This window comes from Streptomyces sp. (assembly GCF_035645055.1).
In the GTDB taxonomy this organism is placed as follows: Bacteria; Actinomycetota; Actinomycetes; order Streptomycetales; family Streptomycetaceae; genus Streptomyces.
In genome coordinates this window covers 103,989-119,013 of sequence record NZ_DASQNH010000001.1, presented here as the reverse complement: position 1 = coordinate 119,013, position 15,025 = coordinate 103,989, and the positions used below count along the sequence as shown (strand labels likewise).

The 15,025-nt window shown below is 74.1% G+C and carries 14 protein-coding genes; 3 read left to right on the top strand and 11 right to left on the bottom strand.

All coding sequences use genetic code 11. From position 1 onward, the window contains the following. Window position 1: 1 nt before the first annotated feature. Genes VE614_RS00555 through VE614_RS00545 form a run of 3 tightly spaced genes read right to left on the bottom strand, consistent with a single transcriptional unit; the run spans window position 2 to window position 3,581 of the window. The gene (locus VE614_RS00555; RefSeq protein WP_324930072.1) at window positions 2-1,468 is read right to left on the bottom strand and encodes a TldD/PmbA family protein; all 1,467 of its coding nucleotides are present in this window, start codon (window positions 1,466-1,468) and stop codon (window positions 2-4) included. Beyond that, window positions 1,465-2,235, bottom strand: a complete 771-nt coding sequence (locus VE614_RS00550; protein WP_324930069.1) for a class I SAM-dependent methyltransferase — start codon at window positions 2,233-2,235, stop codon at window positions 1,465-1,467. The genes VE614_RS00555 and VE614_RS00550 overlap by 4 nt, the downstream gene beginning before the upstream one ends. 35 nt (window positions 2,236-2,270) lie before the next feature. Further along, entirely contained in the window at window positions 2,271-3,581 is a 1,311-nt protein-coding gene (locus tag VE614_RS00545; protein ID WP_324930065.1) for a wax ester/triacylglycerol synthase domain-containing protein, read from the bottom strand. Between the two features lie 28 nt (window positions 3,582-3,609). Here VE614_RS00545 and VE614_RS00540 point away from each other — a divergent pair, with 28 nt between their 5' ends. Continuing rightward, window positions 3,610-4,182, top strand: coding sequence for an HAD family hydrolase (locus VE614_RS00540; RefSeq protein ID WP_324930062.1), 573 nt, complete (start codon window positions 3,610-3,612; stop codon window positions 4,180-4,182). On the opposite strand, the gene VE614_RS00535 is transcribed toward VE614_RS00540, so the two are convergent. The 5 genes from VE614_RS00535 to VE614_RS00515 all read right to left on the bottom strand — a co-directional run bounded on the left by VE614_RS00535 (window position 4,146) and on the right by VE614_RS00515 (window position 9,804). After that, entirely contained in the window at window positions 4,146-5,459 is a 1,314-nt protein-coding gene (locus tag VE614_RS00535; RefSeq protein WP_324930059.1) for a nucleotide sugar dehydrogenase, read from the bottom strand. The genes VE614_RS00540 and VE614_RS00535 overlap by 37 nt on opposite strands. Next, window positions 5,456-6,433, bottom strand: a complete 978-nt coding sequence (locus VE614_RS00530) for an NAD-dependent epimerase/dehydratase family protein (protein ID WP_324930056.1) — start codon at window positions 6,431-6,433, stop codon at window positions 5,456-5,458. Before VE614_RS00530 ends, VE614_RS00535 begins: the two co-directional genes overlap by 4 nt. After that, window positions 6,430-7,038, bottom strand: a complete 609-nt coding sequence (locus tag VE614_RS00525) for an SIS domain-containing protein (RefSeq protein ID WP_324930053.1) — start codon at window positions 7,036-7,038, stop codon at window positions 6,430-6,432. Before VE614_RS00525 ends, VE614_RS00530 begins: the two co-directional genes overlap by 4 nt. 18 nt (window positions 7,039-7,056) lie before the next feature. Further along, window positions 7,057-8,355, bottom strand: coding sequence for a Gfo/Idh/MocA family oxidoreductase (locus tag VE614_RS00520; RefSeq protein WP_324930049.1), 1,299 nt, complete (start codon window positions 8,353-8,355; stop codon window positions 7,057-7,059). A gap of 198 nt (window positions 8,356-8,553) precedes the next feature. Next, entirely contained in the window at window positions 8,554-9,804 is a 1,251-nt protein-coding gene (locus VE614_RS00515) for a pyridoxal phosphate-dependent aminotransferase (protein WP_324930046.1), read from the bottom strand. Window positions 9,805-9,929: 125 nt separating this feature from the next. Between VE614_RS00515 and VE614_RS00510 the strand changes: the two genes are divergently transcribed. Then, entirely contained in the window at window positions 9,930-10,754 is an 825-nt protein-coding gene (locus VE614_RS00510; protein ID WP_324930043.1) for a PIG-L family deacetylase, read from the top strand. An 8-nt stretch (window positions 10,755-10,762) separates the two neighbouring features. Here the strand turns inward: VE614_RS00510 and VE614_RS00505 are convergent, their stop codons facing one another. Next, complete coding sequence (locus VE614_RS00505) at window positions 10,763-11,830, bottom strand: hypothetical protein (protein WP_324930040.1); 1,068 nt, start codon at window positions 11,828-11,830, stop codon at window positions 10,763-10,765. Between VE614_RS00505 and VE614_RS00500 the strand changes: the two genes are divergently transcribed. Beyond that, window positions 11,829-13,346: an amino acid adenylation domain-containing protein gene (locus VE614_RS00500; protein ID WP_324930037.1), complete on the top strand. Its 1,518-nt coding sequence runs from the start codon at window positions 11,829-11,831 to the stop codon at window positions 13,344-13,346. The two genes, VE614_RS00505 and VE614_RS00500, sit on opposite strands and share 2 nt — an antisense overlap. Window positions 13,347-13,353: 7 nt before the next feature. On the opposite strand, the gene VE614_RS00495 is transcribed toward VE614_RS00500, so the two are convergent. Together VE614_RS00495 and VE614_RS00490 are read right to left on the bottom strand one after the other, a co-directional pair. Further along, window positions 13,354-14,325, bottom strand: coding sequence for a hypothetical protein (locus VE614_RS00495; protein ID WP_324930034.1), 972 nt, complete (start codon window positions 14,323-14,325; stop codon window positions 13,354-13,356). Beyond that, window positions 14,322-15,020 (bottom strand): NTP transferase domain-containing protein, encoded by a 699-nt coding sequence (locus VE614_RS00490; RefSeq protein ID WP_324930031.1) that lies wholly within the window; start codon window positions 15,018-15,020, stop codon window positions 14,322-14,324. The genes VE614_RS00495 and VE614_RS00490 overlap by 4 nt, the downstream gene beginning before the upstream one ends. Window positions 15,021-15,025: the final 5 nt, after the last annotated feature.

Sequence of the window (15,025 nt, the reverse complement as noted above, 5' to 3'; positions counted from 1 at the left end):
GTCACTCCCAGGAGCCGTACGACACCTCCGAGAACAGGGCCGGGGCCGCTCCGTGGCCGACCCGGGCCGTCTGGATGGGGTTGCCCTTCATACAGAAGGTCACGCTGTGCATCGCCCACTCCTCCGGGCCCGCGACCCGTCGGCAGGAGCGCCAGAAGTCCAGCGTGCGGCCGTGATAGCGGGGCGCCCGCAGGGGCTCCACCAGCCGTCCGCCGCGTACCCTCCAGGCCAGCTCGCAGGAGAAGTGGAAGCGGTCCCGGTCGTCGTCGATGGAGAAGGACTGGTTGCCGCGCAGGAACAGTCCGTCACCCAGGTCGGACAGCAGGTCCTCCAGGGAACCGGACCCCGGCTGGAGATTGATGTTGGTCATGCGCACCAGCGACAGGCCCGCGCCCTCGGTGCGCGCACTGCCCGGGGCGGGCGGCAGCCCGGCCGCGGCCGTGCTGGTGGCGCTGCTCAGCAGCCCGACCAGCCGGCCCCGGTCGATCAGCGGGGTCACCGCAGTCGGGGTGCCCTCGTCGTCCCACGGCATGCTGCCGACGCCGCGTCCGGAGACCGGATCGGCGACCACGGTCACCTGGTCCGACGCGTAGGCGAGGTGCCCCACGTCCGGGAGGCCGACGAACGACCCGCCCGCGTAGTCCAGTTCCCAGCCCAGGATCCGGTCCAGCTCCAGCGGGTGGCCGATGGATTCGTGGATCTGGAGGGTGAGCTGGCTGGAGTCGATCACCACGGGGCCGGTGCCGGAGGGGCAGGGCTTCGCCCGGGACAGCAGGACCGCCTCGCGGGCCGCGCGTTCGGCGCCGCCGGGCAGGTCCAGCGCCAGGACGTGCTCCCAGCCGCCCTGGTCGTGACGGCCGGTGCGCTCGGGGTAGCTGCGGGTGGCCGGGCCGGAGGGGCCGTCGGCCCCGGCGCTGACCCAGCCTCCCGCCTGGGTCAGCTCCAGACGGAGCCGGCCGCCGTCGCTGGACAGCAGCCTGCTGTCGCGCCGGTACGCGCTCGCCCTGGCCACGGCGTGCGTACAGCCCGGGACCGCGAGGGCCCGGGCGCGGGCCTCGCGCAGCGGCTCGGCCCGTTCGCCCGGGGACAGCGCGAAGGGGTCCACGGCCACCGGGCCGCGGTAGGAGCGCTCCTCGGGTTCCGCGGGCGCGGGGTGCCGCGCCGGGATGCCCGGGCGGCCCGGGGCCGAGGCGCGGGCCAGTTCCACCGCGCGTTCGGCCAGGTCGACGACGCCGGACCGGCCCAGCAGCGGGCCGCCGGCGACTCCGACGGCTCCGTCCCGGTGGACCCGTACGGCGATCTCGAACCGGTCGCTGCGCTCGTGCCCTGGCGCGGAGTCAGCGTCCACCGCCGCGTCCACCACCGTGTCCTCGACCGTCGTCCGGACCAGCTGGACCACCGTACGGTCCGCGCCGAGCCGTGCCGCCGTGCTGAAGGCGGTGCCGGCCAGGGACTCCGCCTCGCTCATGCCGACGCTGCCGCTCGGTACACCGAGACGTGGTACCGGCTGGCCGCGGTGAAGCGCCCGCGTTCGAAGTCGGCGTGCCGCTCGACGAGTTCCAGCCCGGCCACCTTCGCCATCAGGTCCAGCTCCGCGGGATAGGCGTAGCGCAGGCGGTACGGGAAGAGGCGGACACCGGTGTCCTCGCTGAGCACGATGTGGTGGGCGCTGAGCGTCTGGGCCAGCGGGTCGTGCCTGCTCGCCTCCAGGTGGACGGCGTGGTCCTCCAGCTCCACGGTGCCGAAGGTGCTGCCGTTCGCCAGCTGCTGGCCCGCCGGGTTCAGGCACTGCACGACGAACGTGCCGCCCGGACCGAGCAGTTCGCGGGCCTGGCGCATGCAGTCGATCTGCTCGTCCTGGCTCAGCAGGCAGAACAGCGTGTTGAACGCCGCGAAGACGACGGAGTACCGCTGCCCGCCCAGATCGAGCTTGCCGAAGTTGCCCAGCACGGGCACGACGCGCCGGCCGTCGGGGTGCGCCGCGGCCTTCTCGCGCAGCTTGTCCAGCATGGGCTCGGAGGACTCCACACCGTGCACCTCCACACCCAGCTCGGCCAGCGGGAACGCCACCCGGCCGGTGCCGACGCCGAGTTCGAGCACGGGACGGCCGGACGCCAGCGCGGCGATGAACGCGGCGGCCTCCCTGCCGTCCGGCGGCGGGCCCGCGTCCCCCGGCCACTCGTCGTAGACGTCCGCGATCTGGTCGCCGTACGTCTTCTCGTCGTAGTTCTTCATGTCTGTCGTCCCGTCTCGTGGAGGGTGATGGCCGGTCAGGCAGGAGTGGCGGAGGGCAGGACCGGTGGGTTGTCCGCCGCCCGGAGCAGGGCGTCGACGAGGGCCTGGGCGGGCTCCGCGGGGGAGCTGGACAGGGCGCACACCGAGGCGCTGTCCTCGCCGACTCCCCAGGTCAGTGACCAGGGGGCGCCGAGCCAGGCGCCGGGCAGGACGAAGTGGCCCGTGCACTCGTCCGGTTCGTGCCAGGCGGGCAGTCGGGGCAGGACGGTCACCATCGCGTGCCAGTCCGCGCGCTGCCCGTCCGGGGTGACGATGAAGCTGTTCTCGCCCCAGCCCGCCGCCGCCTCCCTGCGCACGGCGTACGGCACGTCCCGGCTCTCGTGCTCGTAGGCGAGGGCCTGGCGGGCCAGTTCGGTCCGGTCCGCGCCGCTCAGCCGGGCGCCGATCGCCGCCAGGTTCTCGCCCGGTTCCGCCCGGGGGGTCCAGGGGCACAGGATCGTGCTGGTCCAGTTGCCGCCCATGGGGGGCGGGGAGGCGCGGCGCAGATCGACGGTGACGTTCAGGCCGAGGGTGGCGCAGCCGCCACGGGCCGCGGTGACCGCGCCCGCGATCGCCGCGCCGGACAGCCAGGCGGCCAGGGCGCCCTTGGTGGCGCCGGTCCGCTCGCGCAGCCGCCGCCACCGGTCGTCGAGCGTGACCGTGGCCAGGGACCGGTGCCGCCAGTGCGGGGGCAGGATCGCGGGGAAGCCCTCGGCCGCCGTGGCGGAGTCGTCCGTGCGGACGGGCAGGGTGGCGTCGAGCGCGTCGCGCCGTACCCGCAGGGCCGTCTCCGCGGTGAGGGGGGCGGGCTCGGGCGGGACCGGGTCGCGGTCCGGGTCGGTGCGCAGCAGGCGGCCCATCGTGGCGCCGTCGATGGTGACGTGGTGGAAGCTGAACACCAGCCACCAGGAGCGGGGGCCCTGGATGACGTGCACCCGCATCAGCGGCCGGTCGGCGGGCAGCTGCCGCCGGGTGATCTCCGCGAGTACGGCGCCGGGCCACTCCTCGTCCGTGGCCCACTCCTCCACCTGGGCGCCGGGGTCGAACGGCACCGGCTCGAAGTACGGCTCGGCCGCGTCCTGGGGTGCTCTGCGCAGCACCGCGCCCAGCCGGCCCAGGTAGGGGGCGAGCCGGGAGAGCGTCTTGCGGACCGCGGACGCGTCCGCCCGCCCGCGGTAGGTATGGACCACACCGATCACCCCGGGGAAGTCCGGGCGCTCGATCAGCAGGAAGTCGTAGTCCTGCGCGGACAGGACCAGGTCCGCCGCCGTCAGGCCGTCGGAGTGGGCGGTTGGGTCATGATGCATGTCGGAACTTCCTGACTCTGGAGGCAACATGAGCGGTTCACGGCCCGCGGTGCTCTTCGACCGGGACGGTGTGCTGGTGCGGGCCCTGGTACGGGACGGCCGGCCGTATCCGCCCCGGTCGCTGCCGGAGTTACGGCTCGACGAGGACGCGCCGGACGCGGTGCGCCGGCTGACCGAGGCGGGCTGGGGGGTCGCCGTGGTGACCAATCAGCCGGACGTGCCGCGGGGGCTGATGACCGAGGAGACGGTGCACCGCATCAACGGCGCGGTCGCCGACGGTCTGGGGCTGTCCACCCGTTCCTTCTTCACCTGCTTCCATGACGACGACTCCGGGTGCGCGTGCCGCAAGCCCGGCCCCGGTCTGCTGGTCGAGGCCGCGCGCGGCCTCGGCGCCGATCTCGCGCACTGCACGGTCGTGGGCGACCGCTGGCGGGACATCGGCGCCGCGCACCGGGCGGGCTGCCGCGCGGTGTGGATCGACCGCGGGTACCGCGAACGGGCCCCGCGGCCGCCCTACGAGCGGGTGACCTCGACCGCCGCCGCCGTCGACCTCATCCTGGGCGGTCAGCCGTCCGCGGCGGCCGGCCGCATGCCGAGGTAGCGCCAGCCCGCGGCGCGCAGCACCTCGGGGGAGAGCGCCACGCAGCCGTCGACCACCAGGCGTTCGGCGGGTGCCAGTCCGGACCAGTCCGTACCGGCCAGTTCCGGCAGCGCCGAGCCGATGAGCAGGGCGTCCGCGCCCTTGACGCACGCGGCCAGCGATCCGGCCCGCTCCACGGCCAGGTCGCCGGGCAGTTCCTCGGCCAGCGGGTCGTACGCCGACACCACCGCGCCCTCCGCGAGGAGGCCGCGCACCAGCCGCAGCGGCAGCGAGTCCCGCAGCGTCCCCGTGGTCGGCTTGTACGTCAGTCCGGCCACGGCGACGCGCCGTCCCGCCAGCTCGCCGTAGTGGGCGCGCAGCAGGTCGACGGCGAAGTGGGCGTGCCGCCGGTTGGCGTCGAGCACCGTGGCGAACAGCTCGGACCGGCCGTGCTCGTCGCCCAGGCGGCGCAGGGCGACCAGGTCCCGTTGCAGGGTGCTGCCGGAGAAGGCGGCACCGGGCAGCAGCGGGGCCCTGGGCGAGATCCGCGGGTCGGTCTTGAGCAGCCGGGCCACCACGGTCGGGTCGGCGCCCAGCCGGGAGCCGATCCAGGCCAGCTCGTTGGCGAAGGCGACACACAGCCCGAGGTAGGCGTTGGTGGCGTGCTTGACCAACTCGGCCTCCGTGAGGGAGACCCGGGCCGGCTCGACGGTGGGGAACAGGGCCGCGGCCTGCCGGGCGGCGTCCGCGTCCTCGGCGCCGATCACCAGGCGCGGCGGCTCCAGGAAGTCCGCCAGCGCCTCGCCGAGCCGCAGGTTCTCCGGCACGTGGACCAGGCGCAGATCCGGCCGTCCGGCGAGCGGGCCGCCGCGCCACCGGGTGTGGGTGCCGGCGGGCACCTGGCTGAGCACCACCAGCACGGCCCCGGGCGGGGCGTGCTCGGCGAACGCCGCGACGGCGGCGTCCAGCCGGTCGTCGGCCACCCCACCCTCGGCGTCCACCGCGCTGTCGTACGTCAGCAGGCACAGCGCCGAACGCGCCCAGTCCGCGGGGTCCGCGGTGATCCGCAGCCGCCGCTCGCGCAGTCCCGCGGCGAGTGCGTCGCCGACGCCGGGCTCGCCGGTGGGCGCCTCGCCGCGGCCGGCGGTCCGGCGCAGCCCGTCGTCCGGGTCGTGGCCCACGACCCGGTGGCCGCGGCGCAGCAGTCCGGCGGCGACGGTGGTGCCCAGGTGCCACAGTCCGCAGACGGAGACGTCCGCCGGCCGGGGCCCGGCGCCGCCCTGGTGGTCGGGGGTCACGGCCGGGTCCACCCGCGCTCGGCCAGCAGCCGGCGGGCGCACTCGCGGACGGCCTCGGCGCAGCCGTGCCGGGCGGTCCAGCCGAGGCCGTTCAGCTTGCTCAGGTCGTACTCGACCACCGGGACGTCACCGGGCCAGCCGCGCGAGCCGCCCTCGTAGGTGGTGCGTACGTCCGTCAGGCCCATCTCGTCGATGACGATGGCCGCGATCTCGTCGACCGTGACCGTGCCCGGGTTGCCGAGGTTGAGCGCGTGGAAGCCCTCGCCGAGTTTCTCGCTGGTGGTGAGGATGCCGTCGACGCACTCCTCGACCAGGAAGTAGTTCTTGCGCTGCCGGCCGTCGCCGAGGATGTGCAGACGGGTGGGGTCCTCGGTGAGCTTGACGATGAAGTCGTAGATCACGCCGTGGTTCATCCGGCCGCCCACGACGTTGCCGAACCGGAAGGCGTGCGCGGTGAAGCCGTACAGGTGGCAGAAGGCGCTCAGCAGCGCCTCGGCGGCCAGCTTGCCCGCGCCGTACAGCGAGATCGGCGCGTACGGCCCGGCGTGCTCGGGCGTCGGCAGCACGGTGGGCTCGCCGTAGACGGTGGAGCTGGAGGAGAAGACCACCTTGCGGGGGCCGACCTCGCGCATCGCGTCGAGCACCGACAACGTGCCGTTGGCGCACTGGCGCAGGTCGAACGACGAGTCGCTCAGGCCCTTGCGCATGTCCACGCTGGACGCCAGGTGGATCACCAGGTCGCGGTCCGTCATCCCGGCGCCGGACATCGCGGCGGTGAGCCGCGGGGTGTCCAGGATGTCGGCCTCGACGAAGGTCAGCCGCGGGTCCTTCAGCAGCGGCTCGATCCACTCGGTGGTGCTGTTGCTGAGGTCGTCGTAGGCGACGACGGAGGTCGTGCCGCCCTCCGACAGCAGCCGCTCGACGAAGTGGCTGCCGATGAAGCCCGCCCCGCCGGTCACGAAGTAGCGCGTCACTTGGCGTCCTCCTGGATGAGCTGGCGGACACCGACGCACAGCGCGTGATGGACGAGCACGTGCAGGGACTCGATCAGGGGGGTGGCCACCGGCTCGGTGTGGTGCGGCACGTTGATGTGCGCGTCGGCGATGTCACCGGCAGCCCCGCCGTCGAAGCCGGTGACCGCGATCACCGAGCTGCCGCGGTCCTTGGCGAGCCGGGCCACCTTGCCTAAGTTCGACGAGACCGCCGAGGCGTCGGTGGGGCGCGAACCGCCGTGCACGGAGAAGGTGATGAGGGTCGCCTTGTCGTCCAGCCACGGCTCGGCCTGCTCGGTGTAGACCGTGTCGAAGCCCTCGTCGTTGGTCCAGGCGGAGAACGCGGACGCGTTGTCGTTCAGACACAGGGTGCGCAGCCGCGGCCGGCCGGGGACGATCGTCAGCTTGGCCAGGTCGGCGGCGAAGTGCGAGGCGGTCGACGCCGAGCCGCCGTTTCCGCAGGATATGACGGTGCCGCCGTGCTGCCAGGTGCGGAAGACCAGCTGCGCGGCGCGCTCGATGTCTCCGCTCTGCAGGGCCGAGGTGTGGTCGGACGCGGCGACGAGCAGGTCCTTTACTGAGTTCACTGTGGGTGCTCCTTGGGTTTACGCGCGGGTGCGGGCGATGGTCTCGGCGATGGCCGCCGGGGTGTCGAAGTTGGCCAGGGTCAGCTCCTCGGGCGGCAGCGGGACCCACCGGGCCTCGATGGCGGCCTGGATCTCCTCCAGCGCCAGGCTGTCGAGCAGCTTGCTGCTGAACAGGCGGGTGCCGGGGGTGAGGGGGGTTTCGGGGGCCGGGAGCAGGGGGTGGAGCAGGTCCAGCACCTCGGCGAGGAGGGGGGAGGGCGGCGCGAGGTCGGCCGGGGCGGCGTTCCCCGTCCCGCTGGTGACGGGTGCGGCCCAGTTCAGGTCCCGCGCGCCCTGGTAGGCGGCCTCCACCACCCGGACCGCCGCCGCGCCGTCCTCGGCCGAGCCGAGGTCCGACGGGTCGTCCAGCAGCCGGAGGAAGTCGTCCCACTCCCGCTGCCACGAGCGGTCGCCGCCGCGGAATTCGGTGCGGGTGGCGGAGAACGGGCCGTCCGTGCGGTCCCACACGGTCAGGGTCTGCGGGCCGTACGAGCCGGCCAGGCCCTGGACCTCCGCGGTGGCCCGCTCGCCGCCGATCTCCAGGCGGAACAGGTTGACCCACTGGGTGAGGGTGGAGTGGACGGTCGCCATGGCGCCGCCGCGGTGCCGCAGCAGCATCATCGCGTCGTCCTCCAGGGGCGCCATCGCGGGCCACACGGCGGTGTTGCGCACGGCCGTGGTGGACTCCACCTCGCCGAGCAGGGTGCGCAGCAGATCGACGGCGTGGATGCCCTGCTCCATGAGCTGCCCGCCGCCGACCTGGGCGGGGTCGGCCCGCCACTCGTTCTCGTAGCCGTCGCGGCCGCCGATGCCGTAGGCGCAGCGGGCCCACAGGACGCGGCCGAGCCGGCCCTCGTCGACGAGCCGGCGCAGTTCGGCCAGGGCCGGGTGGTGGCGGTGGTTGAACCCGCAGGCCAGCGCCTTGCCGTGGGTGCGGGCGGCGTGGACCATGCGCTCGGCCTCCGCGCCGGTGCGGGCGAACGGCTTCTCGCACAGCACGTGCTTGCCCGCCTCCAGCGCCGCGATGGTCATCTCGGCGTGCAGGTGGGGCGGGGTGCAGACCAGCACCACGTCGAGGTCGGCGGCGCCGACCAGGGCGCGCCAGTCCTTCTCGGCGCGGATCCCGTGCCGGGTGGCGAACGCCTCTCCGGCGGCGGCGTCGTGCCCGGCGACCGCCACCACGTTCGCCCCGGCCACCGAGATCCGCCGGCCGGCCTGGAGTCCGGTGCCGATGATGCCGACGCGTGGCGGGGTGGCGCCGCGGGTGGGGGATGTCATTGCGTCTCTCCTTGGATACCGGCTCTCTTCGAGGCCGGTGTGCGTGCCGACGGGGTGTCGTGCCGGGGCGGCTGACCCGGACCGGTCGAGGCGGGCCGCCGGGGCAGCGGGGGTGCCGGGCGCGGGAGGCCGGGTCGGCGGGGCCGCAAGGCGGGTGAGGGTCGGGTCAGTGGGGCCGCAAGGCGGGTGAGGGTCGGGTCAGCGGGGCTGCCAGGCGCCGGAGGGGCGGGTCCGCAGGGTCTCGACGGCGGGCAGGAAGCGGTCGGGGCGGCGGCCGAGGAAGACCTTGACCCAGTCGGGGGCGTAGGGGATCTGGGCGCTGGCCAGCAGGACGCCGGTGTCGGCGAACAGGCGCTGCCGGAAGGACTCCTGGGTCCACCCCTCGGGGACCTCGAACAGCAGGAAGGGCGAACCCCGGTGGCAGTAGCGGGTGGTGTCCGAGATGCCGGCGAGGGCGTCGAGCAGGGCGTCGCCGTTGCTGCGGATGGCCTCGCGGCGCTCGTCGGCCCACTTGCGGCTCTCGGGGTCGGCCAGCCACCCGGCGAACGCGGCCTGTTCCCGGGCGTGGCCCGGGTACTCGCGGAAGCCCCGCCAGCGGTGGGCGAACTCGTCGATCACGTCGGGCATCGCGGTCACGCTGCCCACGGCCCAGCCGTTGCAGGCGAACTGCTTGCCGAGGGTGCGGACATGGATCAGCCGCTCCTCGAAGCCCTCGTCGAGGGCGAGGCGCACCGTGCTGGTGGGCTGGGTGCCGGCGGCGGTCATGCCGTGGTACGCGTTGTCGACCAGCACCCACATGCCGAGGGTGTCGGCGAGGCCCAGCGCGTGGCGGACGAACTCCGCCGTCCAGTTGCCGCCGGTCGCGTAGTGCTGGGGGTTGAGCACGAGCACCGTGGGCCGCAGGCCCCTGGCGCGGGCCTGCTCCACCGCCCGGTCCAGGTCGCCGGGCTCCGGGCCGGTGGGCGAGGTGAACGGGACGTGGTAGCCGATCGGTTCGTAACCGACGTCGTGGGCGAACAGGCGGTAGTCCCAGCCGGGACGGGGGACCAGCGCGGCCATCGGGCCGTCCGGCTCCCGGGCCTTGATCGTGCGCAGCAGGTCGTACATGGCGGGGCCGGTGCCGGTCATGGTCGCCGTCGTGAGCAGGCGGCGCCGGCTCGGCCAGTTCTCGTCGTCGGCGAACCACCGTTCCATCGCCTGGCGCAGCTCCGGCAGACCGTGGTGCGAGAGCACATAGCTGTCGAGCGGTTCGTCCCAGGCGTCCCGTAGGTATCTGCGCAGCCCCTCGGGGGCGCCCTCGACGGGGTCGGCGAGGTGGAGGGCGTAGGCCGGGGTGCCCTCGGGGTGGTCGGCGAGCCATTTCAGCTCGGGGTTGCGGCCGGTGGGAACCGCGTCAATCGCAATTCGACGCAGCGCGGGCCAGTCGTCGACGATGGCTAAGTCGGACACTCGCTACGTCCCCCAATACCGGAGTTCTGAAATGAACGCTGCAATGGCCAACGATGCTAGGTGTCGCAGAATCTTTTCGTCAAGCATTGCTGCGCATTCCTGCGCGGCGCGGTAGCTTGTGGGTCATGCAGCGGAAGATTCTCACCGTACACGCCCATCCCGACGATGAAGTCTCGCGCGGCGGAGCCACCATTGCGCATTACACGGCGCAGGGCGTCCAGGCCGTTCTCGTGACCTGTACGGACGGCGCCGCAGGGGAAATACTCAATCCGGACTTCGGAACCCTGCCCGAGGGCCGGACGCTGGCCGCCCAGCGGGCCGGGGAGCTGGCCGCCAGCGCCCGCGTGCTGGGCTACTCGACCGTGCACTCGCTGGGCTGGGCCGACTCCGGTTTCGACGGCGCGGCCGGCGGCGACGACGCGTTCGTCAAGGCCCCCGTCGACGTCGCGGCCGAGCGCCTCGCCGTCCTCGTGGAGAAGGAGAAACCTCAGGTCATCATAGGTTATGGCACGAATCACACGCGGGATCCGCACCCCGACCACATCCGCGCGAACCAGGTGCTGACCCGGTGCGTGGAGCTGCTGGGGGAGCGGGGCGCGATCCCGCTGCCCGACGTCTTCCACGTGGCCTTCTCCCGGCGCCGGCACCAGGCCCTGCACGAGGCGTGCCTGACCGCGGGTGTGGCCAGCCCCTATGCCCCGGGACTGAGCCAACCCGACTCCGCCTTCGACGACGCGGAAATCAATACCGTTATTCCACTGAGCGAATCCGCAATTGACCGGCGGCTGGCCGCGCTGCGGTGCCACCGGACCCAGATAGCCCCCAATTCAGGCTGGTTCGCTCTTTCCTCCTCCCAGCTTTACCGGGCGTATCCCTACGACGAATACATTCGGGTGGCCGCCGGGCCGGGCGGGCACCGGTTCGACGACCTGTTCGTGGATAACCCGTGAGTCTCCCGTTACAGCTCCACGAGCAGTCGCCGGGCGTATTCGGCGTCCGTCTCGGCCGCTCTTTCCAGGGCGCTGAACAGAGCATCGAGGTGCTGCCGGTCCAGCCGCCGGTACAGCTGCTGGCCGGCGCGCCAGGCCAGTCGCCAGGGCTCGTCGGGGCGCAGCTCCCCGGCGGCCCCGGCCAGCCCGAGCCCCTCGACCAGCCGCACGGTTCCGGCCCTGGCGTAGGCCGCGAAGGCCAGTTCGTCGGTGAGGGCGAGGAAGAGATAGCGGCCCAGGGCCAGGTCCCGGGCGTGCTCGGTGGACAGATCGGCGCGGGCGGCCAGCGGGCACAGGTAGTCCCAGCCCCGCAGCCGCTCGATCAGCAGGGGCACGCTCTGCGGGCCGTCCGCCCACACGATGCGCCCGGCCGGGGTCTCCGCCGCGCCGCGCCCGCCGCCCAGATAGCCGCGCAGGCCGTTCGCCAGTTCCTCGCGGGCCAGCGTGTCCAGTCGCGCGGCGCGTTCGGCCGACGGGCGGACGCGCAGGCTGAGCACCCGTCCGGCCACCCGGTGCGGATCGGGGTCCGGGTAGGCCGCGGCGAGCAGGTCCGGCTCGGACATCGGATACCTGCCGCGCCACCAGGAGTGCCCCTCGATCAGCTGCCAGGTGCCGTCCGCGTCCACGCCGTCGGGCACCACCGCGTGCGGCAGCATCCCCGGACTGTGCGCGGAGTCCAGCCACGGGCAGGCGCGGTCCTCCAGGAACAGCAGCGACCCGCCCCGCTCGCGGTCCGTGTGCAGCGTGTCCAGCAGTTCACCGCGCGGCACCTGACGGTCCACCACCTCGCCGCCGGTCATCCGGGCCAGCAGCGTGGGCCAGCCCTCGCCCTGGGCGCTGAAGGCCACCTGGGTGCGGTCCAGTAGCGGCTGGGGGAAGGCGCCGACCTCCCGGACCAGCATCCGCGACGCCCAGTGCGCACCGATCACCTGGCGGGCCAGGTCGATCCCGACCCGCCGGGCCACGTTGGCCGCGCACCCCACCTCGCAGTGCGGTGCGTGCTCTGTCTGACCGACCGATTCCTTGGATGGGGCCATGAATACCTCCACTGTCCGTCACTCGCTCTCCACGCTGCTGGCCGACCGGGCCGCGGCCACTCCCGCGGCGACGGCGCTGCGGGAACCGGGCGGCGACCTCGCCTACCGCGAACTGGCCGCCCTGGCCGGCGGCATCCAGGCCGCCCTCACCGAGGCCGGGGTACGGCCCGGCGACCGGGTCGCCGTCCTCGCTCCGCAGACCGCGGCGGCCGTGGCGGCGGTGCACGCCGTGCTGGCCGCGGGCGCCGCCTATGTGCCGCTGGACCCCGCCTCGCCCCCGGCCCGCTGGGCGGCGGTGTGCGCGATGAGCACGCCCCGCGCCGTCGTCGGCACCGGGGAGGCGCTGGCCAAGCTCACCGCCGAGCTGCCGCACCTGCCCGTCGTCGACCTGGACGTCCCCCGGCCCGGGGCCGCGCTCGCACCGGTGGCCCGGGAGGCCGCCGACCTCGGCGCCGTCCTGCCGACCTCCGGGTCCACCGGGGTGCCCAAGGGGGTGGCCATCAGCCGGGAGGCCCTGCTGGCCTTCGCCTCCTGGATGGTGGACACCTTCGAGGTGGCCGCGGACGACGTGCTGGCCGGGTTCTCGCCGCTGCACTTCGACGTCTCGGTGTTCAGCCTGTTCGGCTCCGCGCTCGCCGGTGCCGCCCTGGCCCCCGCCCCGGCCCAGCTCGCCGGATTCCCCGCCGAGCTGGCGGCCTGGGCCGAGGAGGCGGGGATCACCGTCTGGTACTCGGTGCCCTATCCGCTGGCCCGGCTCGGCACCCTGGACGCCGCCGTGCTGGAGCGGCGGCTGGGCCGGCTGCGCACCGTCTGCTTCGCGGGCGAGGTCTTCCCGCACGGCCGGCTGGCCACCTTGATGGGCAGGATGCCGTGGGTCCGCTACACCAACCTCTACGGCCCGACCGAGACCAACGTGTGCACCTTCGAGCCGGTCACCGCCCCGCCGGCCGGGCCCGTCGCGATCGGCGGGCCCGCCTGCGGCGCCGAGTGCTGGGTGGAGCGGGACGGCGAGCGGGTCGACGCCGTGGGCGAGGTGGGCGAGCTGATCGTGGCCGGGCCGACCGTCGCCGACGGCTACTGGGGCAACGCGGAGGAGACCGCGCGCCGGTTCCGGTTCGGCCCGCGGTACCGCTCCGGACGGGCGTACGCCACGGGCGACCAGGTGCGCATCCTCCCCGGCGGCCGGTACGCCTACCTCGGGCGCCGGGACCACATGGTCAAGATCCGCGGGCAGCGGCTGGAGCTGGAGGAGGTCGAGAGCGTGCTCGGCACGGCCGAGGGGGTGACCGGCGTCTGCGTGGTCGCCGTCACCCCGCCCGGCCGTCCGACCGTCCTCTGCGCCGCCGTGACCGGTGATCGCCTCGATCATGCGGCGCTGCGCTCCCACTGCCGCGGCCGGCTGCCGGGCTGGGCGATACCCCAGCGTTTCCTGGAGCTGCCCGCGATCCCGCTCACCTCGACGGGCAAGACGGACCGGCAGGAGGTGCGCCGGAGGATCGCGGCCGAGTCGGCGTAGCGGTACGTCACGTCGTGCGCACCCCGTCCTCGCTGGTGCGCACGGCGATCCGGCGCAGCCCCTCCGAGGCGAGGGCCCCGCTGACCCGGTCGGCGTGCTCGGCGGGGACGGCCACCAGCAGATGGCCGCCCCCGCCCGCGCCGACGACCTTGGCGCCCAGCGCGCCATGGGTGAGCAGCGTCTCGTACCAGCGGTCGATCCGCGGGTTGGTCACCGCGCGGTTGAACTGCCGCTTGGCCCGCCAGTGCTGGTCCAGCAGCGTGCCCACCCGCCCGATGTCGCCGCTGGTCAGCGCGGAGTGGAAGGCGTCCACCATGTTCTGGATGGTGCCCATGCCCGGTCCCCGGCGGGACTTGAGGGCCTTGGTCTGGGCGGCCAGCGGGCGCCCGGCCGCGCGGGTGATCGGCGTGCGCAGCAGCAGCAACTCCCGGTCCAGCAGGGTGTCGACGGCCTTGCACAGCTCCGGCAGCGGTGTGGTCGTGGCCGTGCCGTCGCGGTCGATGCGCAGCTCGATCGCCCCGCCGCGGGCCGCCGTCCAGTGGTCCTGCTGGCCCACGGGGCAGCCGCACTCCTCCCGCTCCAGCCGGAAGGCGAGCCGGGCCGCCTCGTCCGCGCCGATCGGCCGCCCGGTGCGCGCGGCCAGGGCACTGGCCAGGGCCACCAGGAAGGCACCGGAGCCGCCCAGGCCGCTGCCGGGCAGGACGTCGGAAGCGACATCGATCCGGACTCCGCCGGTGATCCCGAAGTGCCGCAGCGCGGCCCGTACCAGGGGGTTGGCGACGGTGTCGGTGTGCGGGGCGTGCTCCTCGGCGCCGAAGGCGGAGAACCGTACGCCCGAGGGGGCACCGCCCACCGTCACCGTCACCGTGAGATCCAGCGTGACGGCCAGCAGCCGGCAGCCGGACTCCTCGTAGTGCTCCGGCAGGTCCGTACCGCCGCCCGCGAGGGACAGCCGCAGCGGTGCGGTCGATGTGATCATGACGTCTCCGCGACTCGAAGATAGGTCTCGTAACGGTCGGCCGTGCCGATGTCCACGACCGGGTCCCGCACCGGGACGGCCGCCAGCTCGCCGCCGCGCGCCAGCGAGCCGTAGAACTCCCGCTCGTCCCGGCCCGGATGGCGGTCCAGGGTGCTCTTCTCCAGGGCCAGCAGCCCCCGGTCGCAGTCGGTGGCGCCCGCCGGGCCGGGGTTCTTCGCGTACGCCGTCACCCTGTCGTCGCGCACCCGGACGTTGGCCTCCGCCGCGGTGGGCGCGGGCCCCACCGCCATCGCCGCCGGGCGCCCGCAGGAGCGGGCCCGCTCGGCGAACCACAGCGGATCGATCGTGGGCAGGACGTCGCAGTAGGTGAGCAGGAACGCGTCCGGCAGGTCGGCCGCGTAGCGCAGCGCCCCGATGGGGCCGAGCGGCTCGGGCTCGGGACTGTGGGTCACCCTGAGCCCCAGCCGGCTGCCGTCGCCGATCTCGTCCCGTACCTGGTCGGCCATGTGGCCGGTGCAGAGCAGGACGTCGACGATGCCTCCGCGGTCGCGGAAGGCCTGGAGCAGTTCGGTCAGGAACGGCGTGCCGCCCACCGGCAGCAGCGCCTTGGGCGTCGATCTGGTGTGGTGCAGCATCCGGCTGCCGAGACCTCCGGCGAGCACGACCAAGGGCGGTGTTCCGGGCAGCGCCACCACGGCGG